The 21,130-nt window shown below is 54.9% G+C and carries 19 protein-coding genes and 2 pseudogenes; 16 read left to right on the top strand and 5 right to left on the bottom strand.

Annotated elements, in window-relative coordinates; translation table 11 throughout:
• Both M7R55_RS12185 and dnaA read right to left on the bottom strand, forming a co-directional pair.
• A pseudogene (locus M7R55_RS12185) lies at positions 1–116 on the bottom strand (DNA polymerase III subunit beta); the annotation flags it as partial.
• Between the two features lie 65 nt (positions 117–181).
• Positions 182–1,591, bottom strand: coding sequence for a chromosomal replication initiator protein DnaA (dnaA, locus tag M7R55_RS00365; protein ID WP_298217494.1), 1,410 nt, complete (start codon positions 1,589–1,591; stop codon positions 182–184).
• Between the two features lie 286 nt (positions 1,592–1,877).
• Between dnaA and rpmH the strand changes: the two genes are divergently transcribed.
• The 9 genes and pseudogenes from rpmH to cmoB all read left to right on the top strand — a co-directional run bounded on the left by rpmH (position 1,878) and on the right by cmoB (position 10,131).
• Complete coding sequence (gene rpmH, locus M7R55_RS00360) at positions 1,878–2,012, top strand: 50S ribosomal protein L34 (RefSeq protein ID WP_012825254.1); 135 nt, start codon at positions 1,878–1,880, stop codon at positions 2,010–2,012.
• Between the two features lie 27 nt (positions 2,013–2,039).
• Complete coding sequence (gene rnpA / locus M7R55_RS00355) at positions 2,040–2,411, top strand: ribonuclease P protein component (protein ID WP_298217489.1); 372 nt, start codon at positions 2,040–2,042, stop codon at positions 2,409–2,411.
• Positions 2,396–2,614: pseudogene (gene yidD, locus M7R55_RS00350) on the top strand (membrane protein insertion efficiency factor YidD); the annotation flags it as partial. The gene rnpA and the pseudogene yidD, both read left to right, overlap by 16 nt.
• A gap of 205 nt (positions 2,615–2,819) precedes the next feature.
• The gene (gene yidC, locus M7R55_RS00345; protein WP_298217488.1) at positions 2,820–4,535 is read left to right on the top strand and encodes a membrane protein insertase YidC; all 1,716 of its coding nucleotides are present in this window, start codon (positions 2,820–2,822) and stop codon (positions 4,533–4,535) included.
• Between the two features lie 16 nt (positions 4,536–4,551).
• A complete protein-coding gene (gene mnmE / locus M7R55_RS00340; protein ID WP_298217487.1) occupies positions 4,552–5,898 on the top strand; it encodes a tRNA uridine-5-carboxymethylaminomethyl(34) synthesis GTPase MnmE in 1,347 nt (448 codons plus the stop codon).
• 251 nt (positions 5,899–6,149) lie between these two features.
• Positions 6,150–7,211, top strand: coding sequence for a selenide, water dikinase SelD (gene selD / locus M7R55_RS00335; RefSeq protein WP_298217486.1), 1,062 nt, complete (start codon positions 6,150–6,152; stop codon positions 7,209–7,211).
• On the top strand, positions 7,211–8,323 hold the full coding sequence (gene mnmH / locus M7R55_RS00330) for a tRNA 2-selenouridine(34) synthase MnmH (protein ID WP_298217484.1): 1,113 nt from the start codon (positions 7,211–7,213) through the stop codon (positions 8,321–8,323). Before selD ends, mnmH begins: the two co-directional genes overlap by 1 nt.
• Positions 8,320–9,096, top strand: coding sequence for a carboxy-S-adenosyl-L-methionine synthase CmoA (gene cmoA / locus M7R55_RS00325; RefSeq protein WP_298217482.1), 777 nt, complete (start codon positions 8,320–8,322; stop codon positions 9,094–9,096). Before mnmH ends, cmoA begins: the two co-directional genes overlap by 4 nt.
• Positions 9,097–9,099: 3 nt before the next feature.
• Positions 9,100–10,131, top strand: a complete 1,032-nt coding sequence (cmoB, locus tag M7R55_RS00320; RefSeq protein WP_298217481.1) for a tRNA 5-methoxyuridine(34)/uridine 5-oxyacetic acid(34) synthase CmoB — start codon at positions 9,100–9,102, stop codon at positions 10,129–10,131.
• Here the strand turns inward: cmoB and M7R55_RS00315 are convergent.
• Together M7R55_RS00315 and M7R55_RS00310 are read right to left on the bottom strand one after the other, a co-directional pair.
• Complete coding sequence (locus tag M7R55_RS00315) at positions 10,118–11,629, bottom strand: YifB family Mg chelatase-like AAA ATPase (protein WP_298217480.1); 1,512 nt, start codon at positions 11,627–11,629, stop codon at positions 10,118–10,120. The two genes, cmoB and M7R55_RS00315, sit on opposite strands and share 14 nt — an antisense overlap.
• 105 nt (positions 11,630–11,734) lie before the next feature.
• Positions 11,735–11,998: an accessory factor UbiK family protein gene (locus M7R55_RS00310; RefSeq protein WP_298217479.1), complete on the bottom strand. Its 264-nt coding sequence runs from the start codon at positions 11,996–11,998 to the stop codon at positions 11,735–11,737.
• 622 nt (positions 11,999–12,620) lie between these two features.
• On the opposite strand from M7R55_RS00310, the gene eat reads away from it, so the two are divergent.
• Genes eat through eutC form a run of 3 tightly spaced genes read left to right on the top strand, consistent with a single transcriptional unit; the run spans position 12,621 to position 16,223 of the window.
• On the top strand, positions 12,621–13,988 hold the full coding sequence (eat, locus tag M7R55_RS00305; RefSeq protein ID WP_298217478.1) for an ethanolamine permease: 1,368 nt from the start codon (positions 12,621–12,623) through the stop codon (positions 13,986–13,988).
• A gap of 55 nt (positions 13,989–14,043) precedes the next feature.
• Entirely contained in the window at positions 14,044–15,438 is a 1,395-nt protein-coding gene (locus M7R55_RS00300; protein ID WP_298217477.1) for an ethanolamine ammonia-lyase subunit EutB, read from the top strand.
• On the top strand, positions 15,435–16,223 hold the full coding sequence (gene eutC / locus M7R55_RS00295) for an ethanolamine ammonia-lyase subunit EutC (RefSeq protein ID WP_298217476.1): 789 nt from the start codon (positions 15,435–15,437) through the stop codon (positions 16,221–16,223). Before M7R55_RS00300 ends, eutC begins: the two co-directional genes overlap by 4 nt.
• Positions 16,224–16,248: 25 nt before the next feature.
• Here the strand turns inward: eutC and M7R55_RS00290 are convergent, their stop codons facing one another.
• Positions 16,249–16,752 carry a winged helix-turn-helix transcriptional regulator gene (locus M7R55_RS00290; protein ID WP_298217475.1) on the bottom strand — a complete coding sequence of 168 codons (504 nt, stop codon included), beginning with the start codon at positions 16,750–16,752 and terminating at the stop codon, positions 16,249–16,251.
• Between the two features lie 165 nt (positions 16,753–16,917).
• Here M7R55_RS00290 and M7R55_RS00285 point away from each other — a divergent pair, with 165 nt between their 5' ends.
• The 4 genes from M7R55_RS00285 (at position 16,918) to M7R55_RS00270 (ending at position 21,116) form a co-directional block, all read left to right on the top strand.
• Positions 16,918–18,237 (top strand): D-amino acid dehydrogenase, encoded by a 1,320-nt coding sequence (locus M7R55_RS00285; RefSeq protein ID WP_298217474.1) that lies wholly within the window; start codon positions 16,918–16,920, stop codon positions 18,235–18,237.
• A 19-nt stretch (positions 18,238–18,256) separates the two neighbouring features.
• Positions 18,257–19,345 (top strand): alanine racemase, encoded by a 1,089-nt coding sequence (alr, locus tag M7R55_RS00280; RefSeq protein WP_298217473.1) that lies wholly within the window; start codon positions 18,257–18,259, stop codon positions 19,343–19,345.
• A gap of 13 nt (positions 19,346–19,358) precedes the next feature.
• Positions 19,359–19,733 carry a RidA family protein gene (locus tag M7R55_RS00275; RefSeq protein WP_298217472.1) on the top strand — a complete coding sequence of 125 codons (375 nt, stop codon included), beginning with the start codon at positions 19,359–19,361 and terminating at the stop codon, positions 19,731–19,733.
• 204 nt (positions 19,734–19,937) lie between these two features.
• Complete coding sequence (locus M7R55_RS00270; protein WP_298217471.1) at positions 19,938–21,116, top strand: MFS transporter; 1,179 nt, start codon at positions 19,938–19,940, stop codon at positions 21,114–21,116.
• Positions 21,117–21,130: the final 14 nt, after the last annotated feature.

Below are 21,130 nucleotides of genomic sequence, written 5' to 3'. Positions count from 1 at the left end.
TCGGCCACTTCGAGCAACAGGTTGCTCAAAATCTGCATGGTCTGGCGTTTTTCGACCCCGCCGATCACCTGATTGATGGCACTGCTGAATCGATCTCGATCAACGGCAAACTGCATAATGGCTGTCCTCAAAAAAATGGTGCGCGCGGGGAAGGCCCCGATCAGGGAAAGTCCGACGCATCTTATATATTTAATGTGTGTCTCAACAAGTTGTAATCGTCACTGAGCTTGGGCTCGATCTCGCGTAATTCTTCGATTTTCTTGCAGGCATGGATCACCGTGGTGTGATCCCGCCCGCCAAAGGCCTCGCCAATTTCCGGCAGACTATGGTTCGTGAGTTCCTTGGCCAGGCTCATCGCCACCTGCCGCGGGCGGGCGATGGAACGGGAACGACGGGTCCCGGTCAGATCGGTCAACTTAAGGTTGTAGTATTTCGCCACCGTGCGCTGGATATTTTCAAGCGTAATCAATTTTGCCTGCGCTGCGATTTGGTCTTTGAGTGCTTCCTTGGTCGATTCCACCGTAATGGGGCGCCCCGTAAATTGTGCGGTCGCAATCACGCGCCGCAACGCGCCTTCGAGTTCGCGAATATTCGCCCGGACGCGTTTGGCGATAAAAAAGGCCACATCGGTACTGAGCGAGATTTGTGACTGCTCGGCCTTGCTCTGCAAGATCGCTACACGCGTTTCCAGATCGGGAGGCTCGACCGCCACGGTCAAGCCCCATCCAAAACGAGATTTTAAGCGCTCTTCGAGGCCTTCGATTTCCTTGGGATAGCGATCACAGGTCATGATGATCTGTTGGCCCTGCTCGATCAGTGCATTGAATGTATGAAAGAACTCTTCCTGACTGCGCGGCTTTCCGGCGAAAAACTGAATATCGTCAATCAGCAGCGCGTTAACGGAACGGTAGAAGTCCTTAAACTCCTCGATCGTGTTGTTCTTGATCGAACTGACCATCTGCTGCACATAACGCTCACTGTGCAGATAAACCACCTTGGCATCGGGCGAACGCTCCAGAATCGCGTTACCGACGGCCTGCATCAAGTGGGTTTTCCCCAGCCCCACGCCACCGTAGATAAAAAGCGGGTTATACCCCACGCCCGGATTCTGGGCGACCTGCTGCGAGGCCGCACGCGCCAACTGATTCGATTTCCCTTCGACGAAATTATCGAAATTGAATTTTTTGTTGATATGACTGACAAATCCCTTGGAACCGGTATCTGATTCGGCCGAATCCACAGCCGGCTCGACTCGCGGCGCAACACCTGAGGGCGATGTGCCGGACTTCGATGACAGGGTTGTGGCTGCGGGCACATCGACAGGCTGCTCGGAAGGTACGCTGCCCACTTGCAGACCAAGCTGCAAATCCGGACGTTCGAGCAAGATCTGCGCCTGTTCGAGGATTTTCGACTTGTATTGCTGCGCGACCATGTCCATAACAAAACGATTCGGCGCCCACAGGATCAGATGATTTTCCGTTTTCAACTCTGCTTGCAACGGTCTGATCCACATATTGATCTGCTGGACGGGCAGATCTTGGGACAACCGATCAATGCATTGCTGCCACAGTTCTGATGTGATGGTCGACATAGGGGGTAAAACGAGCCTGCAGGAAAGAGGGCAGTGTATCACCGACCCCTACCGAATCGCAGTATCCACCGAACAAGAATTTGGACCGGATCCCCTCGATACATATGCAATGAAAATCAACGGAACCCTTTGGTTCAAAGAACATTATTAATTGACAACGCAGCTTTTTTTAAGTCTAATGCTCGGCCTTTTGGCTTGTGTTGCTTTTGCGGGCAGGTTTGCCCTCCCTGGTGGACGAGAACGCCACACTACGACACAAGTAGATAAATTTACAGGAATTTTCGCCATGAAAAGAACGTACCAACCCAGTATTATCCATCGTGCCCGCACACACGGTTTCCGTGCTCGTATGGCTACCCGTGGTGGCCGTGCGGTCATCAACGCACGCCGTGCCAAGGGCCGTAAGCGTTTAGCCGTTTAACCGACCGTCTCGATTAACCGAACCACGATGGCCTCCTCGCCAAAACGGTTTGGTTTTCCTGTTGATGTTCGCCTACGTCGCCCTGACGAGTACAAGCGAACACTCACGTCGGGTAAGCGCATTCATTGCGAACTGCTGATGGCGGTGGTCACCCCGAACCCGACCAGCTCTCCACGGTTGGGTCTGGCCATCGCCAAGCGTCAAGTGCGTTTGGCGCATGAACGCAACCGGGTCAAACGAATCGCTCGTGACTACTTTCGCCGTCATCTGGCCGAATGGCCATCGTTCGATTGTGTCGTCATGGCCAAAGCCGGTATCGAAAACGTATCCAACCCCGAATTACAGATCATGATGAAACAGCTATTCGACAAGGTGGCCGCGCGATGCGTTGGCTCCTGATTCGGCTGGTCCGGTTTTATCAGATTTTTATCAGCCCGCTTTTCCCGCCGAGCTGCCGATTCGAGCCGACCTGTTCCCAGTATGCGATCGAGGCCATTCAAACCCATGGCGCGCTTAAGGGCGGCTGGATGGCGTTGAGGCGCATAGGGCGCTGCAATCCATTTTGCGAAGGCGGGTTCGATCCTGTACCTGAAGCCAAATCCGGATCAAAAGTCAGCACGCCACGCAGATGTCACGATCATCCTGTAAACTACGGCACGCCTGATACCGACAAGGAACCGACGCCGGTTTCATCTGTCGATCATTCCCCGGAAGACGCGGATAATTGCGCGCGCCCCAGTAAAAAGAACCTGGGGCATAACCCGGGGCATAACGTTACTAACCCACCTAATTGATTGAGTCTTAAAGATGGATAATCGCCGCCTGATTTTGGTCGTTGCTCTTGGTTTTGTTTTGATTTCGCTCTGGCAAGCCTGGACGCGCGACCAATCGCAATCAGCCCAACAGGCGGCGGCCACCACACAGAATGCGGCCATTCCAGGTAGCCCGGCAGAATCAACTGCTGCCAAAGACATACCGGCATCTGTAGCACCTACAGCCAGCGGCCAGACTCAAGGCACCGTACCCGGTACCCCGGAGACCAAATCCAGCGCCAGCAATAACGCGCAAACCATTACCGTCAAAACCGACGTACTGGCGCTGAAAATCAGCCTGCAAGGCGGCGTGATCGATGAAGCGGATCTGCTCAAATATCCTCAAGAACAGGACAAGGCCGACCCCGTCAGACTGCTGACGGACAGCAATGGCTTCGTCTATGTGGCGCAATCCGGTTTGATCGGCGCGAAGGGCGCGCCGGCGCCGGACCACTATGCCCAATACACCGCCCCGCAAATGGAATATACGCTGACGCCGGGGGAAAATGAGTTACGCATTCCGCTTTCCTGGGAAAAGGACGGCATCAAGATCACCAAGTGGATCATCGTCAAACGCGGTGATTACACGGTTCGGGTCGAATACAAGATCGAAAACACCAGCCAATCTCCTTGGGCTGCCAGCCAATATCGCCAGTTGACGCGGCTGGGTACCACGCCGGGCACGCAGCTGGTTCACACCTATACCGGTACGGTTTATGCGGGTGATGTACCCGGCACGAAAGATCGCTTGGCCTATGAAAAAATTCCGTTCGAGGAAATGCTGAAAACCAAGCTTTCGAAGGATTTGAGCAATGGCTGGGTGGCCATCATCCAGCACTACTTCATGAGTGCCTGGATGCCGAGCGATCGCCAGCAGGTCAACCATTTCTACACGCTGGTGTCGGACAAGAACAATCAGACCCTGTACACCATCGGCATGAGCTCGCCGGTCACGACCATTCCGGCCGGTGGCTCGGGTGAATTGTCGTCCACGCTTTATGTCGGTCCCAAGATTCAGTCGAATCTCGCTCCGCTCGCACAAGGCCTGAACCTGACGATCGATTTCGGTATTTTCACCGTCATTGCCGATCCGATCTTCTGGCTGCTCAAGTTCTTCCACGAATGGGTCGGCAACTGGGGCTGGTCGATCGTGCTGGTGACACTGGTCATTAAACTCTTCTTCCTCTGGCCTTCTGCCATCAGCTATCGCTCCATGGCGAAAATGCGTGCCGTCACGCCGAAGATGAAGGCGCTCAAGGAAAAATTCGGCGAAGACAGACAAAAGCTTTCTCAGGAAATGATGAAGCTCTACCAGCGGGAGAAAATCAATCCGTTGGGTGGTTGTCTGCCGATCGTGATTCAGATCCCGGTCTTCATTTCACTGTACTGGGTATTGGCCGAATCGGTTGAATTGCGCCAGGCTCCGTGGATTTTGTGGATTCATGACCTGTCGCAGAAGGATCCGTATTTCGTGCTGCCGTTGCTCATGGGTATTTCCATGTTCATCCAGCAGAAACTCAACCCGGCGCCGGTTGACCCGATGCAACAGAAAATCTTTGCCTGGTTGCCGGTCATCTTTACCGTCTTCTTCTCGTTCTTTCCGGCAGGTCTGGTGCTGTACTGGTTCGTGAACAACCTGCTCTCCATTGCGCAGCAGTACATCATCACGCGGAAAATCGAGAAGCAGATGGCACTGATCAAGTCCGAGTAACGCCTCGGGCGTGCTCATGCATTCGCCACAGGACACCATTGCCGCCATTGCCACTGCCCCCGGACGTGGTGGTGTCGGCATTATTCGTTTATCCGGCACGCAAGCGCACGCGATTGCCGAACGAATCGTCACGACCTTGCCGCCCATTCGCTATGCGCGGCACGTCCCATTCAAACACCCCGATACCGGCGCGCACATCGATGACGGGCTTTGCCTCGTATTTGCGGCGCCGCATTCATACACCGGCGAAGATGTGGTCGAGTTGCAAGGCCACGGTGGCCCGGTCGTACTCGATCATCTGCTGCAACTGATGCTGCAACTGGGCGCGCGACTGGCTCGTCCGGGTGAATTCACCGAGCGCGCCTTTCTCAATGGACGAATGGATCTGGCACAGGCTGAAGCCGTCGCCGATTTGATCGATGCCGGTAGCCAGGCGGCCGCACAGGCAGCAAGTCAGGCCCTGCAAGGCGTGTTTTCCGAACGGGTTCATCGCGTCACACAACAGCTGATTGCATTGCGCATGTACATCGAATCAGCCCTTGATTTTCCCGAAGAAGAAATTGATTTTCTCTCCGATACCCGTCTCATTGCCCAGTCACAGCAACTGGTCGATGACATCGGCGAGCTATTATCTGAAACACAGCAAGGCGTACTTCTGCGCGAGGGTATGCGCGTGGCGATCGTCGGCCAGCCTAATGCCGGAAAATCGAGTCTGCTGAATCAATTGGCCGGTGATGACCGTGCCATCGTGACCGACATTCCCGGCACCACGCGCGATGTATTGCGTGCTGAAATTCAGATCGATGGCCTGCCCGTCCATATCATCGACACCGCCGGTTTGCGTGAAAGTGACGACCCGATTGAGCGTGAAGGCATTCGCCGCGCCTGGCTGGAAGTGGAACAGGCCGATGCGGTGTTGTTTCTCCAGGACGACCAACGCAACAACCCGGATGAAGATGAAAAGATCCGGGCCATGCTGCCGAGCAAGCACACGATCGGGGTCTTCAACAAAATCGACCTGACCGGTCGTCCAGCCGGATTCGATCAGGAAAAAACCCATTTGGGCATCAGTGCGAAAACCGGCGCGGGGATCAAGGAACTTCGCGCGCATCTCAAAGAAATCATGGGCTATCAGTCCACAGAAGGCGGGCAGTTCATCGCCCGAAGAAGACACCTGGATGCCTTGCTCGGTGCTCAAAAAGAGATCATTTCTGCCCACGATGCCTTGACGACCCAATCCGCCGGAGAACTGGCGGCCGAATCGCTCCGTAGAGCCCAACTGGCCTTGGATGAAATCACCGGCAAATTCACCGCAGATGATCTGCTCGGTGAAATTTTCAGCAGTTTCTGCATTGGCAAATAAAGCAGGACGCCCCCAAAGTGAAAGCTGCGAATAAGCTGGGTGCAACTCGGGAAAACAAAGTTATCCACAAAGCATAAATTTTCATCCACAACAGAACCGTCAATCCATACCTGAGTTACAAGCACGGTAACCCGTTTGAATCCATGAAGAATTTGCCCTTGACCCCGATATACTGCATCACTAATCGTCATCACTAACAACAGAACTAAAACATTCTTGAATTATTCAGACGTAACACAACGGCCCAAACCATGAAAAATACCGCCCAAGAACTCATTCGTTTGACTCAATACAGCCACGGTGCCGGTTGTGGCTGCAAGATATCTCCCGCCCTGCTGGATGAAATCCTGCATACCAGCAGCATTGAAAAAACCCATTTCAGCCAGCTCATCGTCGGTAACGATTCCAAGGACGATGCAGCCGTCATGGACTTAGGTGACGGTACCGGCATCATCAGTACCACCGATTTTTTCATGCCCATCGTGGATGATCCGTTCACCTTCGGTCGAATTGCTGCAACCAACGCCATCAGCGACATCTATGCGATGGGAGGCAAACCCCTGATGGCGATTGCCATTTTCGGCTGGCCCATCGATAAACTATCCGCCGAAGTCGCCTCACAGGTCATCGACGGGGGAAAACAAGCCTGTCACGATGCCGGCATCCCACTGGCCGGTGGACATTCCATCGATGCACCGGAACCCATTTTCGGTTTGGCCGTAACCGGTCGCGTTGCACTCGATCACCTCAAGCGAAACGATAAGGCCCAGGTGGGCGATTACCTCTTTTTGACCAAACCTTTGGGTATCGGTATTTTGACCACTGCACAAAAATCCGGTGTTCTGCGCGATGAAGATCGGGATACCGCACCCGATTTGATGTGTCAGCTAAACAAGATTGGCTATGAACTCGGTCAAATGAGTGACGTGCATGCGATGACGGATGTCACCGGTTTTGGCCTTGGCGGACATCTACTGGAAATGTGTCAGGGTAGTGGAACATCTGCCGTGATCGATCTGGCCCGAGTACCGAAAATCAGGAATGTCGATGTCTATTTGAAGGAAAAACAGACACCAGGCGGCACGCATCGCAATTTTGCCAGCTACGGAAAACACCTCGCAGAAATGACGGACGAGGAAAAGGCCATAGTCTGCGATCCGCAAACATCCGGCGGATTGCTTATCAGTGTGGCAAAAACCGCCGTGGATCAGGTTCGCGCATTGCTCCAAGCCCAAGGGATACATGCCGAACCCATCGGTCGAATTGTTGCCGCCGAGCCCAACGAAAAAACCATCCGTTTCGGCTCGTTCTGATGGTGGATTGTGCACCCAAGGAAACCAATCTGAAGCGGGTTTTGCTGGAAAACATACCGCTGCTTGATTTGCGCGCCCCGGTTGAATTCAACGCAGGCGCTTTTCCTGAATCGACCAATATTCCGCTCTTGACGGACGAGGAACGACACCTCATCGGTATCCGTTACAAGACACAAGGACAGGACGCCGCCATTGCCCTGGGTTACGCGCTGGTGGATGAGCAGCAGAAGCAACAGCGTATTGCCAAATGGGCAGAATTTTTTCAAAAACACCCGAATGGCATGCTTTATTGCTTTCGTGGCGGCCTGAGATCACGCCTGACGCAACGCATGCTCATGGATGCGGCCGGTATCACGGTTCCCAGAATCGTTGGCGGATACAAGGCCATGCGCCGTTTCCTGCTCGATCGACTTGAAGCCGATGCGGTGGAGGCGAAATTGGTTGTTCTGGGTGGGCGAACCGGCACCGGAAAAACCATGTTGCTGAATCAATGCGAACGCTTTGTCGATCTGGAAGGGATTGCCCATCACAAGGGCTCGGCCTTCGGGCAGGAACTGGAAGCACAACCGCCGCAAATCAGCATCGATAACGAGATTACCATTGCCTTGATGAGAAATCGGGTGGCCAGGCCGGATGCACCGATCATGCTGGAAGACGAAGGATCGAAGATCGGCGCGCGCAGCGTTTCCCCGCCGTTATGGGAAGCCATGCAAAATGCGCCATTGGTGGTTTTGCACACACCCGTCGAAAAACGAATCGAGCAGGTATTCGACGATTACATCACCATCCGGTTGCAAAAACTCATTCGGCTATTCGGTCGCGAACAGGCCGAAGAAACATTGAAAACGAACATTCTGCAATCACTGGATGCCATAAAGAAACGGCTGGGCCATACACGATATAAAGAATTATCCGCCCTTGCGCTCACGGGATTGAATCACTATTTCGCATCGGGTGATAAACACGGCATCGAATCTCTGATCGAGCAATTGCTGATCGGTTACTACGACCCGATGTACGACTATCAAATCAACAAGAAAAAACACCGTATCGTTTTTCAGGGCACTGAAACAGAAATTCGAGACTGGTGGTTTTCAACATGTGACCTATGAACAACAACGAATCAGAACATTCCGTGTTAATTCTGGGTGGAAAAGACAAACTGTTCGACACGCCTGAGAAACCGGGGCCATTCTGTTTCAATCAGGAAGTGGCCGCCGTGTTTCCGGACATGATCAAACGATCGGTGCCCGGATACGGATTCACCCTGGATCTGATCAAGGATATCGCGCGTTTGCTCGTGCGGGAAAACAGCAGCATCTACGATTTGGGTTGTTCGCTCGGCGCGATTACCCTGGCCTTGAGAAGTGGCGTTCTGGCGTCGGGTATCGATGCCGATTCCGTAACGATTCATGCCATCGACTCATCGCAAGCCATGATTTCCCGGGCGGAAGAGCATATTGGTTCGTTTCAGGCCAGCGTGCCGATTGTTCTGCATTGCGGGGATATCACAACGCATGAATATCGTCATGCTTCGCTGATCGTGCTGGCCTACACCCTGCAATTTATCGAACCGGAAAAACGGCTGGATCTGCTGAAAAAAATCCATACGGGATTGAATCCCGGCGGTGGGCTGATTCTGGTCGAGAAAATTCACGATGAAGACGACACGATGCAGGCCATCAGCACGGAATTGCACCATGAGTTCAAGCGTCGCAACGGTTATTCCGAACTGGAAATCGCCCAAAAAAGACAGGCACTGGAAAACGTACTGAGAACAGAAACCGAAGAAACACACAAAAAACGCTTCCAAGAAGCCGGATTTAGCAAAACCATCCTGCTCGGCAAACACTATGCATTTGCCTCATGGCTGGCGCTTAAATAAAAAATGGAACCGAACACGATCAAAGGCCGGTTTCTGGCAATGGCGTCAACAATGGGCGCCCAGGGGGATGCCAACGGCGACAAGGCAGCGTTTTCCCAATGGTTGATTGAACACGCCGCGCGATTCGATGACATCAATCACGGGCACTGGGAAGAGTGGAGTCAGGTCGTGGCCGGGTTGCCTGCCATTCCTGCCCAACGGGTCGTGACACTGGACCAGCCGGTGGTTTCGGTTCGTGCCTCAGAGAATGAATCTAGGAATGAAGACAGCAACGCGGCAAGACAAGCCCTAACGCGGCAGCTTCGCCAATTGTCGCCCTGGCGCAAAGGGCCGTTTTCCCTGTACGACGTGTTTATCGACACCGAATGGCGCTCGGATTTCAAATGGCAGCGACTGCAAGCGCACATCAGTTCGCTCGATGGCAAACGGATTCTGGATGTAGGTACGGGCAGCGGTTATCACCTCTGGCGGATGTTGGGCGATGGTGCAGCAAATGCGGTGGGCGTTGAGCCGACCTTGAGTTTTGTCGCTCAGTTCTACGCGGTGGCGCATCTTCTGGGTGAACGTCGGGCCGTGATCATTCCCACGACGCTGGAAAACTTAAGCCGTGCGCCGTTGTTCGATACCGTGTTTTCGATGGGCGTGCTCTATCATCGCCGAAACCCGCTCGGGCATATTCGGGAACTGGCCGAATGCCTGAAGCCGGGCGGGGAACTGGTTCTGGAAACGCTGGTGATTGAAGGCGATGCGCAGCAGGTGTTAACCCCAACCGATCGCTACGCGGGTATGCGCAATATATGGTTCATTCCCTGCGTGCCCTTGCTCTGCGTGTGGCTGGCCCGTCTAGGGTTCGAGTCGATTTGGCTCGTCAATCAGGAATCGACCAGTCTCGATGAACAGCGCGCTACGGACTGGACCGATTTCAAACCATCCTTGGCCGATTTTCTCGATCCGGTGGATCGTTCCAAAACGATCGAAGGCTACCCGGCGCCGTTGCGGGCGATTTTGACTGCCAAAAAGGTCAACCGATCCTGAACAAACGATCCAGATTGCGGTACCCCATTGCCTCGCTCAGGCAAGCCATATCGATTTGCGGTTTGCCATCCAGATCGGCAATCGTTCGGGCTACCTTCAAAATCCGGTTTCGGGCGCGGCCGGATAGTTTGAGTTTTTCAATGGCCTGATTCAAAAACAACTGATTTTTCGGATCGAGTTCTGCCACGCTGCCCAGTTCACTCGAAGACAACCGTGCATTGGGCTTATTCTGCCGTTGCAACATGACCGCTCTTGCTTCGGAGACGCGCGCGCGGACCTCGGCAGACGTTTCTTCAGCAGCAATTGAACTAAATTCGGTGGCGGGAACCCTTGGAATTTCCAAATGCATGTCGATGCGATCCAGCAGCGGCCCGGAAAGTTTTGCCCGATAACGTTGCGCTGCGATGGAATCGATTTCCACCCCTTGCGGCGATGGATTCATGGCAGCAATCAACTGAAATTCTGCGGGGAACTCGGCTTGCTGCGCCGCGCGGGAAATCGTGATTTTGCCGTTTTCCAGCGGTTCACGCAGGGCTTCGAGCACCTTGCGGTCGAATTCCGGTAACTCATCGAGGAACAAAACCCCAAAATGCGCCAGTGAAATTTCGCCGGGTTTCGGGTTGGAGCCACCACCAATCAAGGCCACCGAAGAGGCGGAGTGATGTGGATTCCTGAACTGCCGCAGGCCAAAGCGCTCTGGCGTGAATCCCTGGCTTGAAATCGAGGCGATACGAGCCGATTCAATGGCTTCACTTTCGGTCATGGGCGGAAGAATACCGGGCATTCGTTGCGCCAGCATGCTCTTGCCCGCGCCGGGCGGGCCGATGAGAAGTAAATTGTGCTGGCCTGCGGCGGCAATCGCTAAGGCGCGTTTGGCTCTGGGTTGGCCGCGCACCTCAGATAAATCGCCATCCAGTGCCGGATCAATCGGTGCCAACGGGCGCGGCACGATGTCATCGAGATTTTTCTGACCCGCCAAATGTGCCACAACGGCCGTTAAATGTTGGGCAGTCAGGGCGTGAATATCCTTGATGACCGAGACTTCATCCCCGCAGGTTTTGGGTAAAACAAGGATACGTCGCGCATCACGCGTGGCAATGGCAGCAGAAAGCGACCCGTTAATCGGTCGAATGCCGCCATCGAGGGATAATTCACCCAAGAATTCATAGTGTTTGAGTTGCTGCAAGGCCGTTTCGGCATCTTTGCCGGGAATTTGGCCCGTTACGGCCAAAATGGCGATGGCAATCGCCAGATCAAACCGGGCGCTCTCCTTGGGTAAATCGGCGGGCGCCAGATTTATGGTGAGCCGCTTAGGCGGAAATTCAAATCCGGAAGATAAAATCGCGGCACGCACGCGATCCCGGCTTTCGCGAACCGCCGTTTCAGCAAGCCCCACCAGTGTGATTGCAGGCAAGCCATTGGTGACATGCGCTTCAACCGTCACCAACGGTGCATCAATACCAACTTGTGCTCGGCTGTAAACTTTGGCGATGGACATGACTTTCCTTGTCTTGATCGAACCCGCCTTATGTTGGCGCGTTGAGAAAATCAGTTGAACGAATCGGGCAAGAACGCCCGCTGTTTCAGGAAAGGGTACCGGGGATTATTCGCTTTGTGCGTCGTTATTCAATGCAGCTTCAAGAGCGGCCACGCGCTGTTCGAGCACTTCGAGTTTCGCCCGTGTCCGCGCCAGAACTTGCGTTTGAATATCGAACTCATCACGAGTTACCAGCTCCATCTTCTGGAACGCATTCATCACGGCCTGGCGAATGGTTTTATCCATCTCCGTCTTGGTTTGGCGCAGACTTTCCGGCAGAGCCTGTTCGATGCGTTGAGACAGTTCTTCGATGGTGTGTGCAATAGACATAGGAATAACCTCCTGTGTGGATGGTTGGATTCTTGGGGATTATCACTGAGCTTGCAAGTCGCAGTTTTGCACCACTTTAATCCATTGCCTTTCTGGTTTAAGCACTAAATAAAAGCAAAAATTCTATTTTCAAGGCTGTTAAAACAAAAAAACATTGAATATCAACTAAATACATAGCTGGTATGGTTCTTGTTAAGGCTTTATTTTACTGAGTTCCGTTGTGGAAGGTCAGTCTAGCAGTAAAGATTTATTGAACCACGAATAAATTCCTGATGAAGAAAATTGGACTTGAGAGCACCTTGAAGAACTTTTTGGGGTGCCCGTGTGCTACTGAGATGTGGTACCGCGCAATAACGCGAAGCCAGCGCAAGCGATTGAAATAGCGTGAGTTCGTCGCGTGTCTTCCGCGACGAACGTCCTCGAAAAACCCCAAGGATGGGTTTTTTCGAGGTTCCCTTGAGTCTTCACGTAGCGAGAAGAAACAGGCCTCATACCGTGTATCTTTCTGGGAAAGATGAGCACATAGGTGTTGAGATCAATGAATGATCCGTTTTCCGCATTAGGGTTGGAATATGAAAAACGGCAAAAAACGTCGTTTTCTTCTTTTTAGGAGCACCTTTTGATGAGCACACAATTAAAATCCTCGCTTGGAACGATGCACCTTTGGGGTATTGCCGTCGGTCTTGTGATTTCCGGTGAATACTTTGGCTGGAGTTACGGTTGGGGAACGGCGGGAACTCTGGGGTTTTTGATCGCGACGATTCTCGTGGCGGCGATGTACGTCAGTTTCATTTTCAGCTTTACCGAACTCACAACGGCTATTCCACATGCGGGCGGGCCTTTTGCCTATAGTCGTCGTGCCTTTGGCGAAACGGGTGGTTTGATTGCCGGTTTGGCAACGCTGATCGAATTCGTCTTTGCCCCGCCGGCCATTGCCATGGCGATTGGCGCCTACCTTAATGTGCAGTTTCCGGCTCTTGATCCGAAACTGGTCGCCGTGGGCGCCTATATCGTCTTCATGGGTTTGAATATTGTGGGCATCACCATTGCAGCTACGTTCGAGCTGATTGTGACCATATTGGCGGTCATCGAATTGCTGGTGTTCATGGGTGTCGTCTCACCCGGTTTCAGCTTCAGTAATTTCGTGCTCAATGGCTGGGCGGGTTCAAGCGAGTTTGGCCTCCCGGCTATCTCCGGAATTTTTGCAGCCATTCCATTTGCTATCTGGTTCTTTCTGGCGATTGAAGGGGCCGCCATGGCGGCCGAAGAAGCGAAAGATCCGCAGCGCACCATTCCCAAAGCCTATACAACGGGCATTCTGACTCTGGTTCTGCTGGCCTTCGGCGTGATGATTTTTGCGGGTGGCGCGGGCGACTGGACGAAGCTTTCGAACGTGAACGACCCTTTGCCACAGGCCATGAAAATGGTAGTAGGTGAACATTCAGGCTGGTTGCACATGCTGGTTTGGATTGGTCTGTTCGGTTTGATAGCAAGTTTCCACGGCATCATTCTGGGTTACTCGCGCCAGTTCTTCGCCTTGGCCCGTGCGGGTTATCTGCCTGCCGGTCTGGCGAAACTGTCCCGCTTTCAGACACCGCATCGCGCCATCATTACCGGTGGAGTGATCGGTATTGGCTCCATTTACAGCGACAGCCTGATCAATTTGCAGGGCATGAGCCTGACTGCCGCCATGATCACCATGGCTGTGTTCGGTGCCATCGTGATGTACATCATGAGCATGTTGAGCCTGTTCAAGTTGCGCAAGACCGAACCGACATTGCAGCGACCCTTTATGGCACCCGGTTTTCCGGTTGTTCCCGGTATCGCTCTGGTTTTGGCTGTCATTTGCCTGATTTCCATGGCCTGGTTCAACCCTGTGATCGGATTGATCTTTCTGGGCTTCATGGCGGCTGGTTATGCCTACTTTTCGCTCACTGCGATGCAACGCAGTCGTGCACCGGCAGATGCCCTGTTGAGCGGTAAGAAATAAGACGACGGAGGAATCAGGTATCGTCCGATTAATTCGAGCGATATTAGGAATCATCATGGCATATGAGATGACACTGGGTGGGCATGTTCACCGTTTTGCCGACTTGAAGACCCTGATGGCCTGCGCCAGTCCCTTTCGCTCCGGCGATGCCCTGGCGGGGCTGGCGGCGAGTTCTCATGAAGAGCGAATGGCGGCTCAAATGGTACTGGCTGAAGTACCGCTCCGCCGCTTTCTTGATGAGGCGCTGATCCCGTACGAAGCAGACGAAGTGACGCGGCTGATCATGGATCGGCACGATCCGGTGGCGTTCGCTCCGATCAGTCATCTGACTGTGGGTGATTTTCGTAACTGGCTTCTGCTGGGCAGTACCGACAGTGAAATGCTCACCTCTGTAGCCGCCGGCATCACACCGGAAATGGCAGCGGCGGTTTGTAAATTGATGCGCAATCAGGATTTGATCCTGGTGGCACGCAAGTGCCGGGTAATCACGAAATTCCGCAATACCATCGGCCTGCCCGGTCATATGTCGGTTCGATTGCAACCCAATCATCCGACCGACGATGTCCGCGGCATTGCGGCCAGCATGGTTGATGGCTTGCTCTTTGGATCGGGCGATGCTGTCATTGGTATTAATCCCGCCAGTGATGCACTGCCTACGTTGACCCAGCTCTGGCGTATGCTAGATGAGGTGCGCGACAAGTTTTCCATTCCCACGCAAAGTTGCGTGCTCACCCATGTAACCAACCAGATTCAGGCCATGGAACAGGGTGCGCCCATTGATCTGGTATTCCAGTCGATTGCGGGTACGGAACAGGCCAATGCCGGTTTCGGCATCAATATTGGCGTGTTGAAGGAAGCGCACGAAGCGGCGTTGTCACTCAATCGGGGTACCGTGGGCGACAACGTGATGTATTTCGAGACCGGACAGGGCAGTGCACTCTCGGCAAATGCCCATCACGGTGTCGATCAGCAAACCTGTGAAGCGCGCGCCTATGCCGTGGCACGTGAATTTCGCCCCTTGTTGGTGAATACGGTGGTGGGCTTCATCGGGCCGGAGTACCTGTATGACGGCAAGCAGGTTACACGCGCCGGTCTTGAAGATCATTTCTGCGGCAAATTGCTGGGCCTGCCGATGGGGTGCGATATTTGCTATACCAATCACGCGGAAGTGGATCAGAACGACATGGATGGATTGATGACCCTGCTCGGCGCGGCAGGCGTGACCTTCATCATGGGAATTCCCGGCGCGGATGACATCATGCTCAACTACCAGAGCACGTCATTTCACGATGCGCTGTATCTTCGCCAGGTGTTGGGGCTGAAGCGTGCGCCGGAATTCGACGACTGGCTGATGAAGATGGGCATTTGCGATGAATCCGGCGTGATCAATCCGGTGGGTATCGGTCACGGATTGCTGAGCCAGTTACCCTATCTGCCCCAATCACTATGAAGACGCTCGTTCAACACAATCCGTGGGAAGAACTTCGTCGGTACACTCGGGCGCGCATCGCATTGGGTAACGTCGGTGCCAGTTTGCCGACGGATGAAGTGCTGCGTTTCGGACTCGCGCATGCCAAAGCGCGGGATGCCGTGCATCACGCCATGGATGTTGAGACGTTGAGGCAGAACCTTGAAGCGGCGGGCTTCCGTGTTTTACGCGCGCAGAGCACCGCCGCCGACCGCCAGACGTACCTGTTGCGTCCCGATCTGGGGCGTCGATTGCACCCCGATAGCGTGCTGACACTTCAGGGAAATCAGGCGTGTTCTTTGGCCATTGTGGTGGCCGACGGGTTATCGGCATTCGCGCCGGAAAATCACACAGTACCGCTGCTGCGACAACTGCAACAGCGCATCGATGTGGATTGGTCCCAAGTTCCCGTCGTGCTCACCACGCAAGGGCGCGTCGCCATCGGTGATGAAATCGGTGCGGCGCTCAAGGCCGATCTGGTTCTGGTACTCATTGGCGAGCGGCCGGGCCTCAGTTCACCCGATAGTTTGGGTGCCTACCTCACCTATCAGCCCAAACTCGGGCGCATGGACAGTGAACGCAACTGTGTTTCCAACATTCATGCGGCGGGTATGTCCTACGCTCAGGCGGCGCACAAGATCAGTTACCTGATTCAAGAATCGCTTCGGCGCAAATATACGGGCGTCGAGCTCAAGGACGACAGCGATACCGCGCCGTTGCCCATTCCAGATCAGGAAAAAGCGTTACTGATGCCCTCATCTGATTGATGCAAGGACGGCTGGTTGCTGATGGTTACTTTTCGCCCGCTGTAACCTCCAGTGGCAGGGCGAGCGTTTCCTTGACCTCTTCCATCACGATGTAACTCTTCGACTCCTGAGCGCCGGGTAAGGCCAGCAGGATTTCACCGAGTAGTTTCCGGTAATCGGACATCTTCGAGATCCGCGCCTTGATCAGGTAATCGAACTCGCCGGAAACGAGATGACATTCCAGAATGCTGGGCAGCTTGATGATCTCCCGTTTGAAGTTTTCGAACATCACCCCGGATTTCGCCGACAGCTTGATCTCCACGAATACCAGCAGCGATAACGCCAGCGCCTGAGGATCAAGCCGGGCGTGGTATCCGAGAATGACGCCTTCCTTTTCCAGGCGCTTGATCCGCTCGCCACAGGGTGTGACGGATAGACCGACCTGTTCGGCCAGATCGGTGACCGATATGCGGGCGTCCTGTTGCAGGATGTCCAGAATCTTGCGGTCGATTTTGTCCAGCTCTCGAACCGAATGAGTGCGTATGCGCATGAGCCGTGCCTTCTTTGGGTGCAATTCAAATTTTCGGAAAAATATACATATATTTTTAGAAAATATAGTTTTTTGTTCTTTAAATAGCCATATATACAGATATTCGTTTTTCACGAGACCAATAGAATTTCATCTGTTCTTGCTTTGAAGTTCTGGAGGTGGGCGATGCGGGTCATAGTGCTTGGAAGTGGTGTGGTAGGTGTCACCAGCGCCTATTATCTGGCGCGCGCGGGTTTCGATGTGACCGTGGTCGATCGCCAACCCGGTGCCGCCATGGAAACCAGCTTTGCCAATGCCGGTCAGGTTTCGCCGGGTTACTCCGCGCCCTGGGCCGCGCCGGGTATTCCGTTGAAGGCGGCCAAATGGCTGTTCCAGCGCCATTCGCCTTTGTCCATTCGTCCCGATGGTTCCCTGTTTCAGTTGCAGTGGATGGGCAAGATGCTGCGTAACTGCACCGCCGAACGTTATGCCATCAACAAGTCGCGCATGGTTCGCCTGGCCGAACACAGCCGGGATTGTCTGCGCGATCTGCGCAATGAAACGGGCATCGCCTACGAGCAGCGAACCCAGGGAACCTTGCAGGTGTTTCGTACCCAGAAGCAACTCGACGCGGCGAGCAAGGACATCGCTGTTCTCGAAGAATGTGGCGTGCCTTACGAACTGCTGGATCGGGCCGGTTGTGTGGGTGCGGAACACGCACTGGGCCTTGTCAGTGAAAAAATCGTCGGCGGCCTGCGTTTGCCGGGCGATGAAACCGGCGACTGCCAGATGTTCACGACCGCGCTTGAAGCGGAGGCCCGCAAGCTGGGTGTCACGTTCCGTTACAACTTCCCGATTTCACGGCTCCTCAAAACGAACAACCGGATCACCGGCATCGAGTCGCCCCAAGGCGAGCGGATCGAAGGCGATCAGTTTGTGGTTGCCTTGGGCAGCTACTCGCGCCAGCTGCTGAAATCGTTGAACATCGATATTCCTGTCTATCCGGTCAAAGGCTATTCACTGACGGTCCCGATTGCCAATGCCGAAGCCGCGCCGGTTTCCACCATCATGGATGAAACCTACAAGGTCGCAATCACACGGTTCGACAATCGTATCCGTTTGGGCGGCATGGCCGAATTGGCGGGTTTCGATCTCGGCCTCAACCCACGTCGTCGCGAAACGCTGGAAATGGTGGTCGGCGATCTGTTCCCGCAGGGTGGAAATGTCGAGGGCGCTACCTTCTGGACCGGATTGCGCCCCATGACACCGGATGGCACCCCCATTATCGGGGCGACCGGTTACGACAATTTGTGGCTCAACACCGGTCACGGCACATTGGGCTGGACGATGTCCTGCGGGTCGGCTCAAGTTTTAGCCGATCTGCTGGCCGGTCGACCTACAGCAATCGCAGCCGACGATCTGGGATTGTCTCGTTATGGCGGAAAGCAGGCACCGTATTCGAAGGCCACGCTGACTGTGCCGAAATCCGAAGCGATGGGCTCATAAGGTACAGGATCGCAAGTTCATGAGTCGCCCGCTCGTCGCCCACATCCGCTTGGATGCGTTCCGTCATAACTATCGTCTGGCCAAAGCGGCGCATGGCGGCCGTGCCTTGGCCGTGGTGAAGGCTGACGCCTATGGTCATGGTGCCGTCGAATGCGCTCGCGCCATTGCCGATGAGGCTGATGGTTTTGCGGTCGCCATGATCGAAGAAGCACTGAGCTTGCGCGCGGCGGGTATCACCGCCCCCATCCTGCTGCTCGAAGGATTTTTTGAGGCATCGGAATTGCTCGACATCCAGGTTCACAATCTCTGGATCGTGGTTCATCAGCGCTGGCAGGTCGATGTCCTGTTGGCAGCGCATCTGACCCGCCCGATTACGGTCTGGCTGAAAATGGACAGCGGCATGCATCGGGTGGGCATCGCGCCGGATCAGTATCGGGCAACCTACGAGCGCTTGAAAGCGCATCCTGCTATTGCACAAATTGTGTTGATGAGTCATTTTGCTCGCGCGGATGAACTGGAGTCACGGCACATGCTGCGGCAGGTTGAAACATTCCATGCTGCCACGATGGGCATCGACGCGCCGGTCAGCCTGTCCAATTCCGCAGCGATACTGGGTTGGTCTGGTGCCCATGCCGATTGGGCCCGGCCGGGTATCATGTTGTACGGTGCCGATCCGTTCGTCGGCAAGGCGGGCGCGTCGATAGCCGAGCGTCTGCGTCCGGTGATGCAGCTTGAGGGCGCGGTGATTTCTGTACGCGTCATCTCGTATGGGGAGCCGCTGGGGTATGGTGGCGCGTTTGTGGCAGAGCGACCGACCCGCGTCGGCGTCGTGTCCTGCGGTTATGCAGATGGTTATCCCCGAACGGCTCCAACCGGCACACCGGTCGCTGTGGACGGTCAATTGACCCGGCTGATCGGTCGGGTGTCCATGGACATGCTGACGGTCGACCTGACTCATATCCCGCAGGCGGATGTGGGTAGCCGGGTAGAATTATGGGGCGATCAGGTACCTGTAAACGAGGTGGCCTCTCGCGCAGGCACCATCGCCTATGAATTGTTATGTCACGTTAAACGGGCCCGATTCGAGTATTCGGGCCAGTCTCATTGATCAGGAGAAGAGTATGAAGCAGATCCAGACGTCAAATGCACCGGCCGCGATCGGTCCTTATTCGCAGGCGATTGCCGTCGGCACGATGCTGTTCACTTCGGGACAAATTCCGTTGCGTGCCGATGGCACGCTGGTTGAGGGCGATATCAAGGTACAAACCCAACAGGTGTTCGACAATCTGCGCGCGGTGATCGAGGCGGCGGGCGGCACGCTTGCCCAAGTGGTCAAAACCACGGTATTTCTCAAGGATATGCAAGATTTCGTGGCGATGAACGAAGTCTACGAGGCCGAGTTCGGCGGGCACCGCCCCGCGCGTTCCGCCGTGCAGGTTGCCCGTCTGCCGCGCGATGTGCGGTTGGAAATTGAAGCGATTGTCTCACTGGCGTGATCAAGCGAACCAGGTAATCGACCCATGCAATTGATCCAGGCAATCGACACAGGCAATCGCTGCATGAATCCATCCATGGCTTCATGGGCTTCCGCCCGCCTTGTGCTCCGTATTTCAATGACGTGTGTCCGTGAGCGGCAGGGCCGCCTTTACCTGCGCACGAAGAAATGCGGCCTTGTGCGGATCGTCCCGAGGTAGCTTCTTATGACCCAGCAGCACCCCATCGACTGGGGAACGGTGGCCACGCTCAATGTGGTCTCGATATTCTCGCAACTGGGGCAGTTCGGTATCGGGTTCGTGGTGCTGCCGGTTTGGCTGGCGCAGCATGGGCTCAATGCCACCGAACTTGGGATTCTTGTCTCGTCGCAATGGCTGGGCATGTTGTTGGGGCTTGCCATCGCACCCCGGCTGAATGTCCGCTTCGGCCATGCGAAAGTCATTGCCATGGGTTTGCTGGTGGCGATGGTCGCGTTTGCGCTGATGTTGAGCTTGGGGCAATCCGCCTGGCTGCCCGCGGTGGTGCTGATCGGGTTGGGCACGGGACTGCGCTGGATTGGTCTGGAACCCTGGCTGTACGGGATTACCCCCACGCAGGGTCGGGGTCGTTTGGTCGGGTTTCACGAGACCATGATCGGGATCGCGCCCATCGTGGCCCCGCTTATGACCAATTGGGTTGGTATTGAAGGGCCCGGGCCGCTGGTGCTGGGCTTGGTGTTCACCGGCATGGCCTTTATCCCGCTCGCGTTTGCAAGCGCGGCGCCGAAGGCCAAGCTGGCGAAGATCAAGTGCGCCCCGGGTCAGGGCCCGTCGCAGCTCAATCTCATTCTGGCCTTGGGCGTGGCAACGGCGGCCATTGGGGGTATCACGGAAGCGGCGTTCTCGGGCCTGTTCCCCATTTTCGGTGCGGGGCGTGATCTCAGTGCCGACCAGATGGTCAGCCTGTTGACCTATTTCGGTTTGGGCGGGTTGCTGCTGCAATACCTCATGGGTTGGCTTGCCGACCATCGAGGCCTGGTATTCGCGGTATTGGTGAATGCAGGTATGACCATCCTGATGGCGATTGTGACCAGTTTTCCGCTGGAATTCACCGGTCTTGCCGTCACATTTTTTGTGATGGGCGGCACGATCACCGGTTATCTGACGTTGGCGATTGTGGCTTCGACCAAAGCCGGTCACGGGGAGTTGTCGGTCAATGTCCGGCTCATTTCCATGGCCTATACCGCCAGCGCCATTTTCGGGCCGCTGCTTGCTGGTTTCGTCATGAAATCCTCCACCAGTGAGGCACTGATCTGGCTGGTGGGCGCTCTGGGCGTGACCTTGTGTGGCTACGTGCTGATTCAGTCGCGACGGCGTGTCTTGCTGGATCGGTTACCCGACGCCTGAGTGCCGTTAAGCGT

The sequence above is a fragment of the Halothiobacillus sp. genome (genome assembly GCF_027346185.1).
Taxonomy (GTDB): domain Bacteria; phylum Pseudomonadota; class Gammaproteobacteria; order Halothiobacillales; family Halothiobacillaceae; genus Halothiobacillus.
The sequence above is the reverse complement of the archived record's forward strand: the minus strand, read 5'-3'. Positions and strand labels throughout refer to the sequence as shown.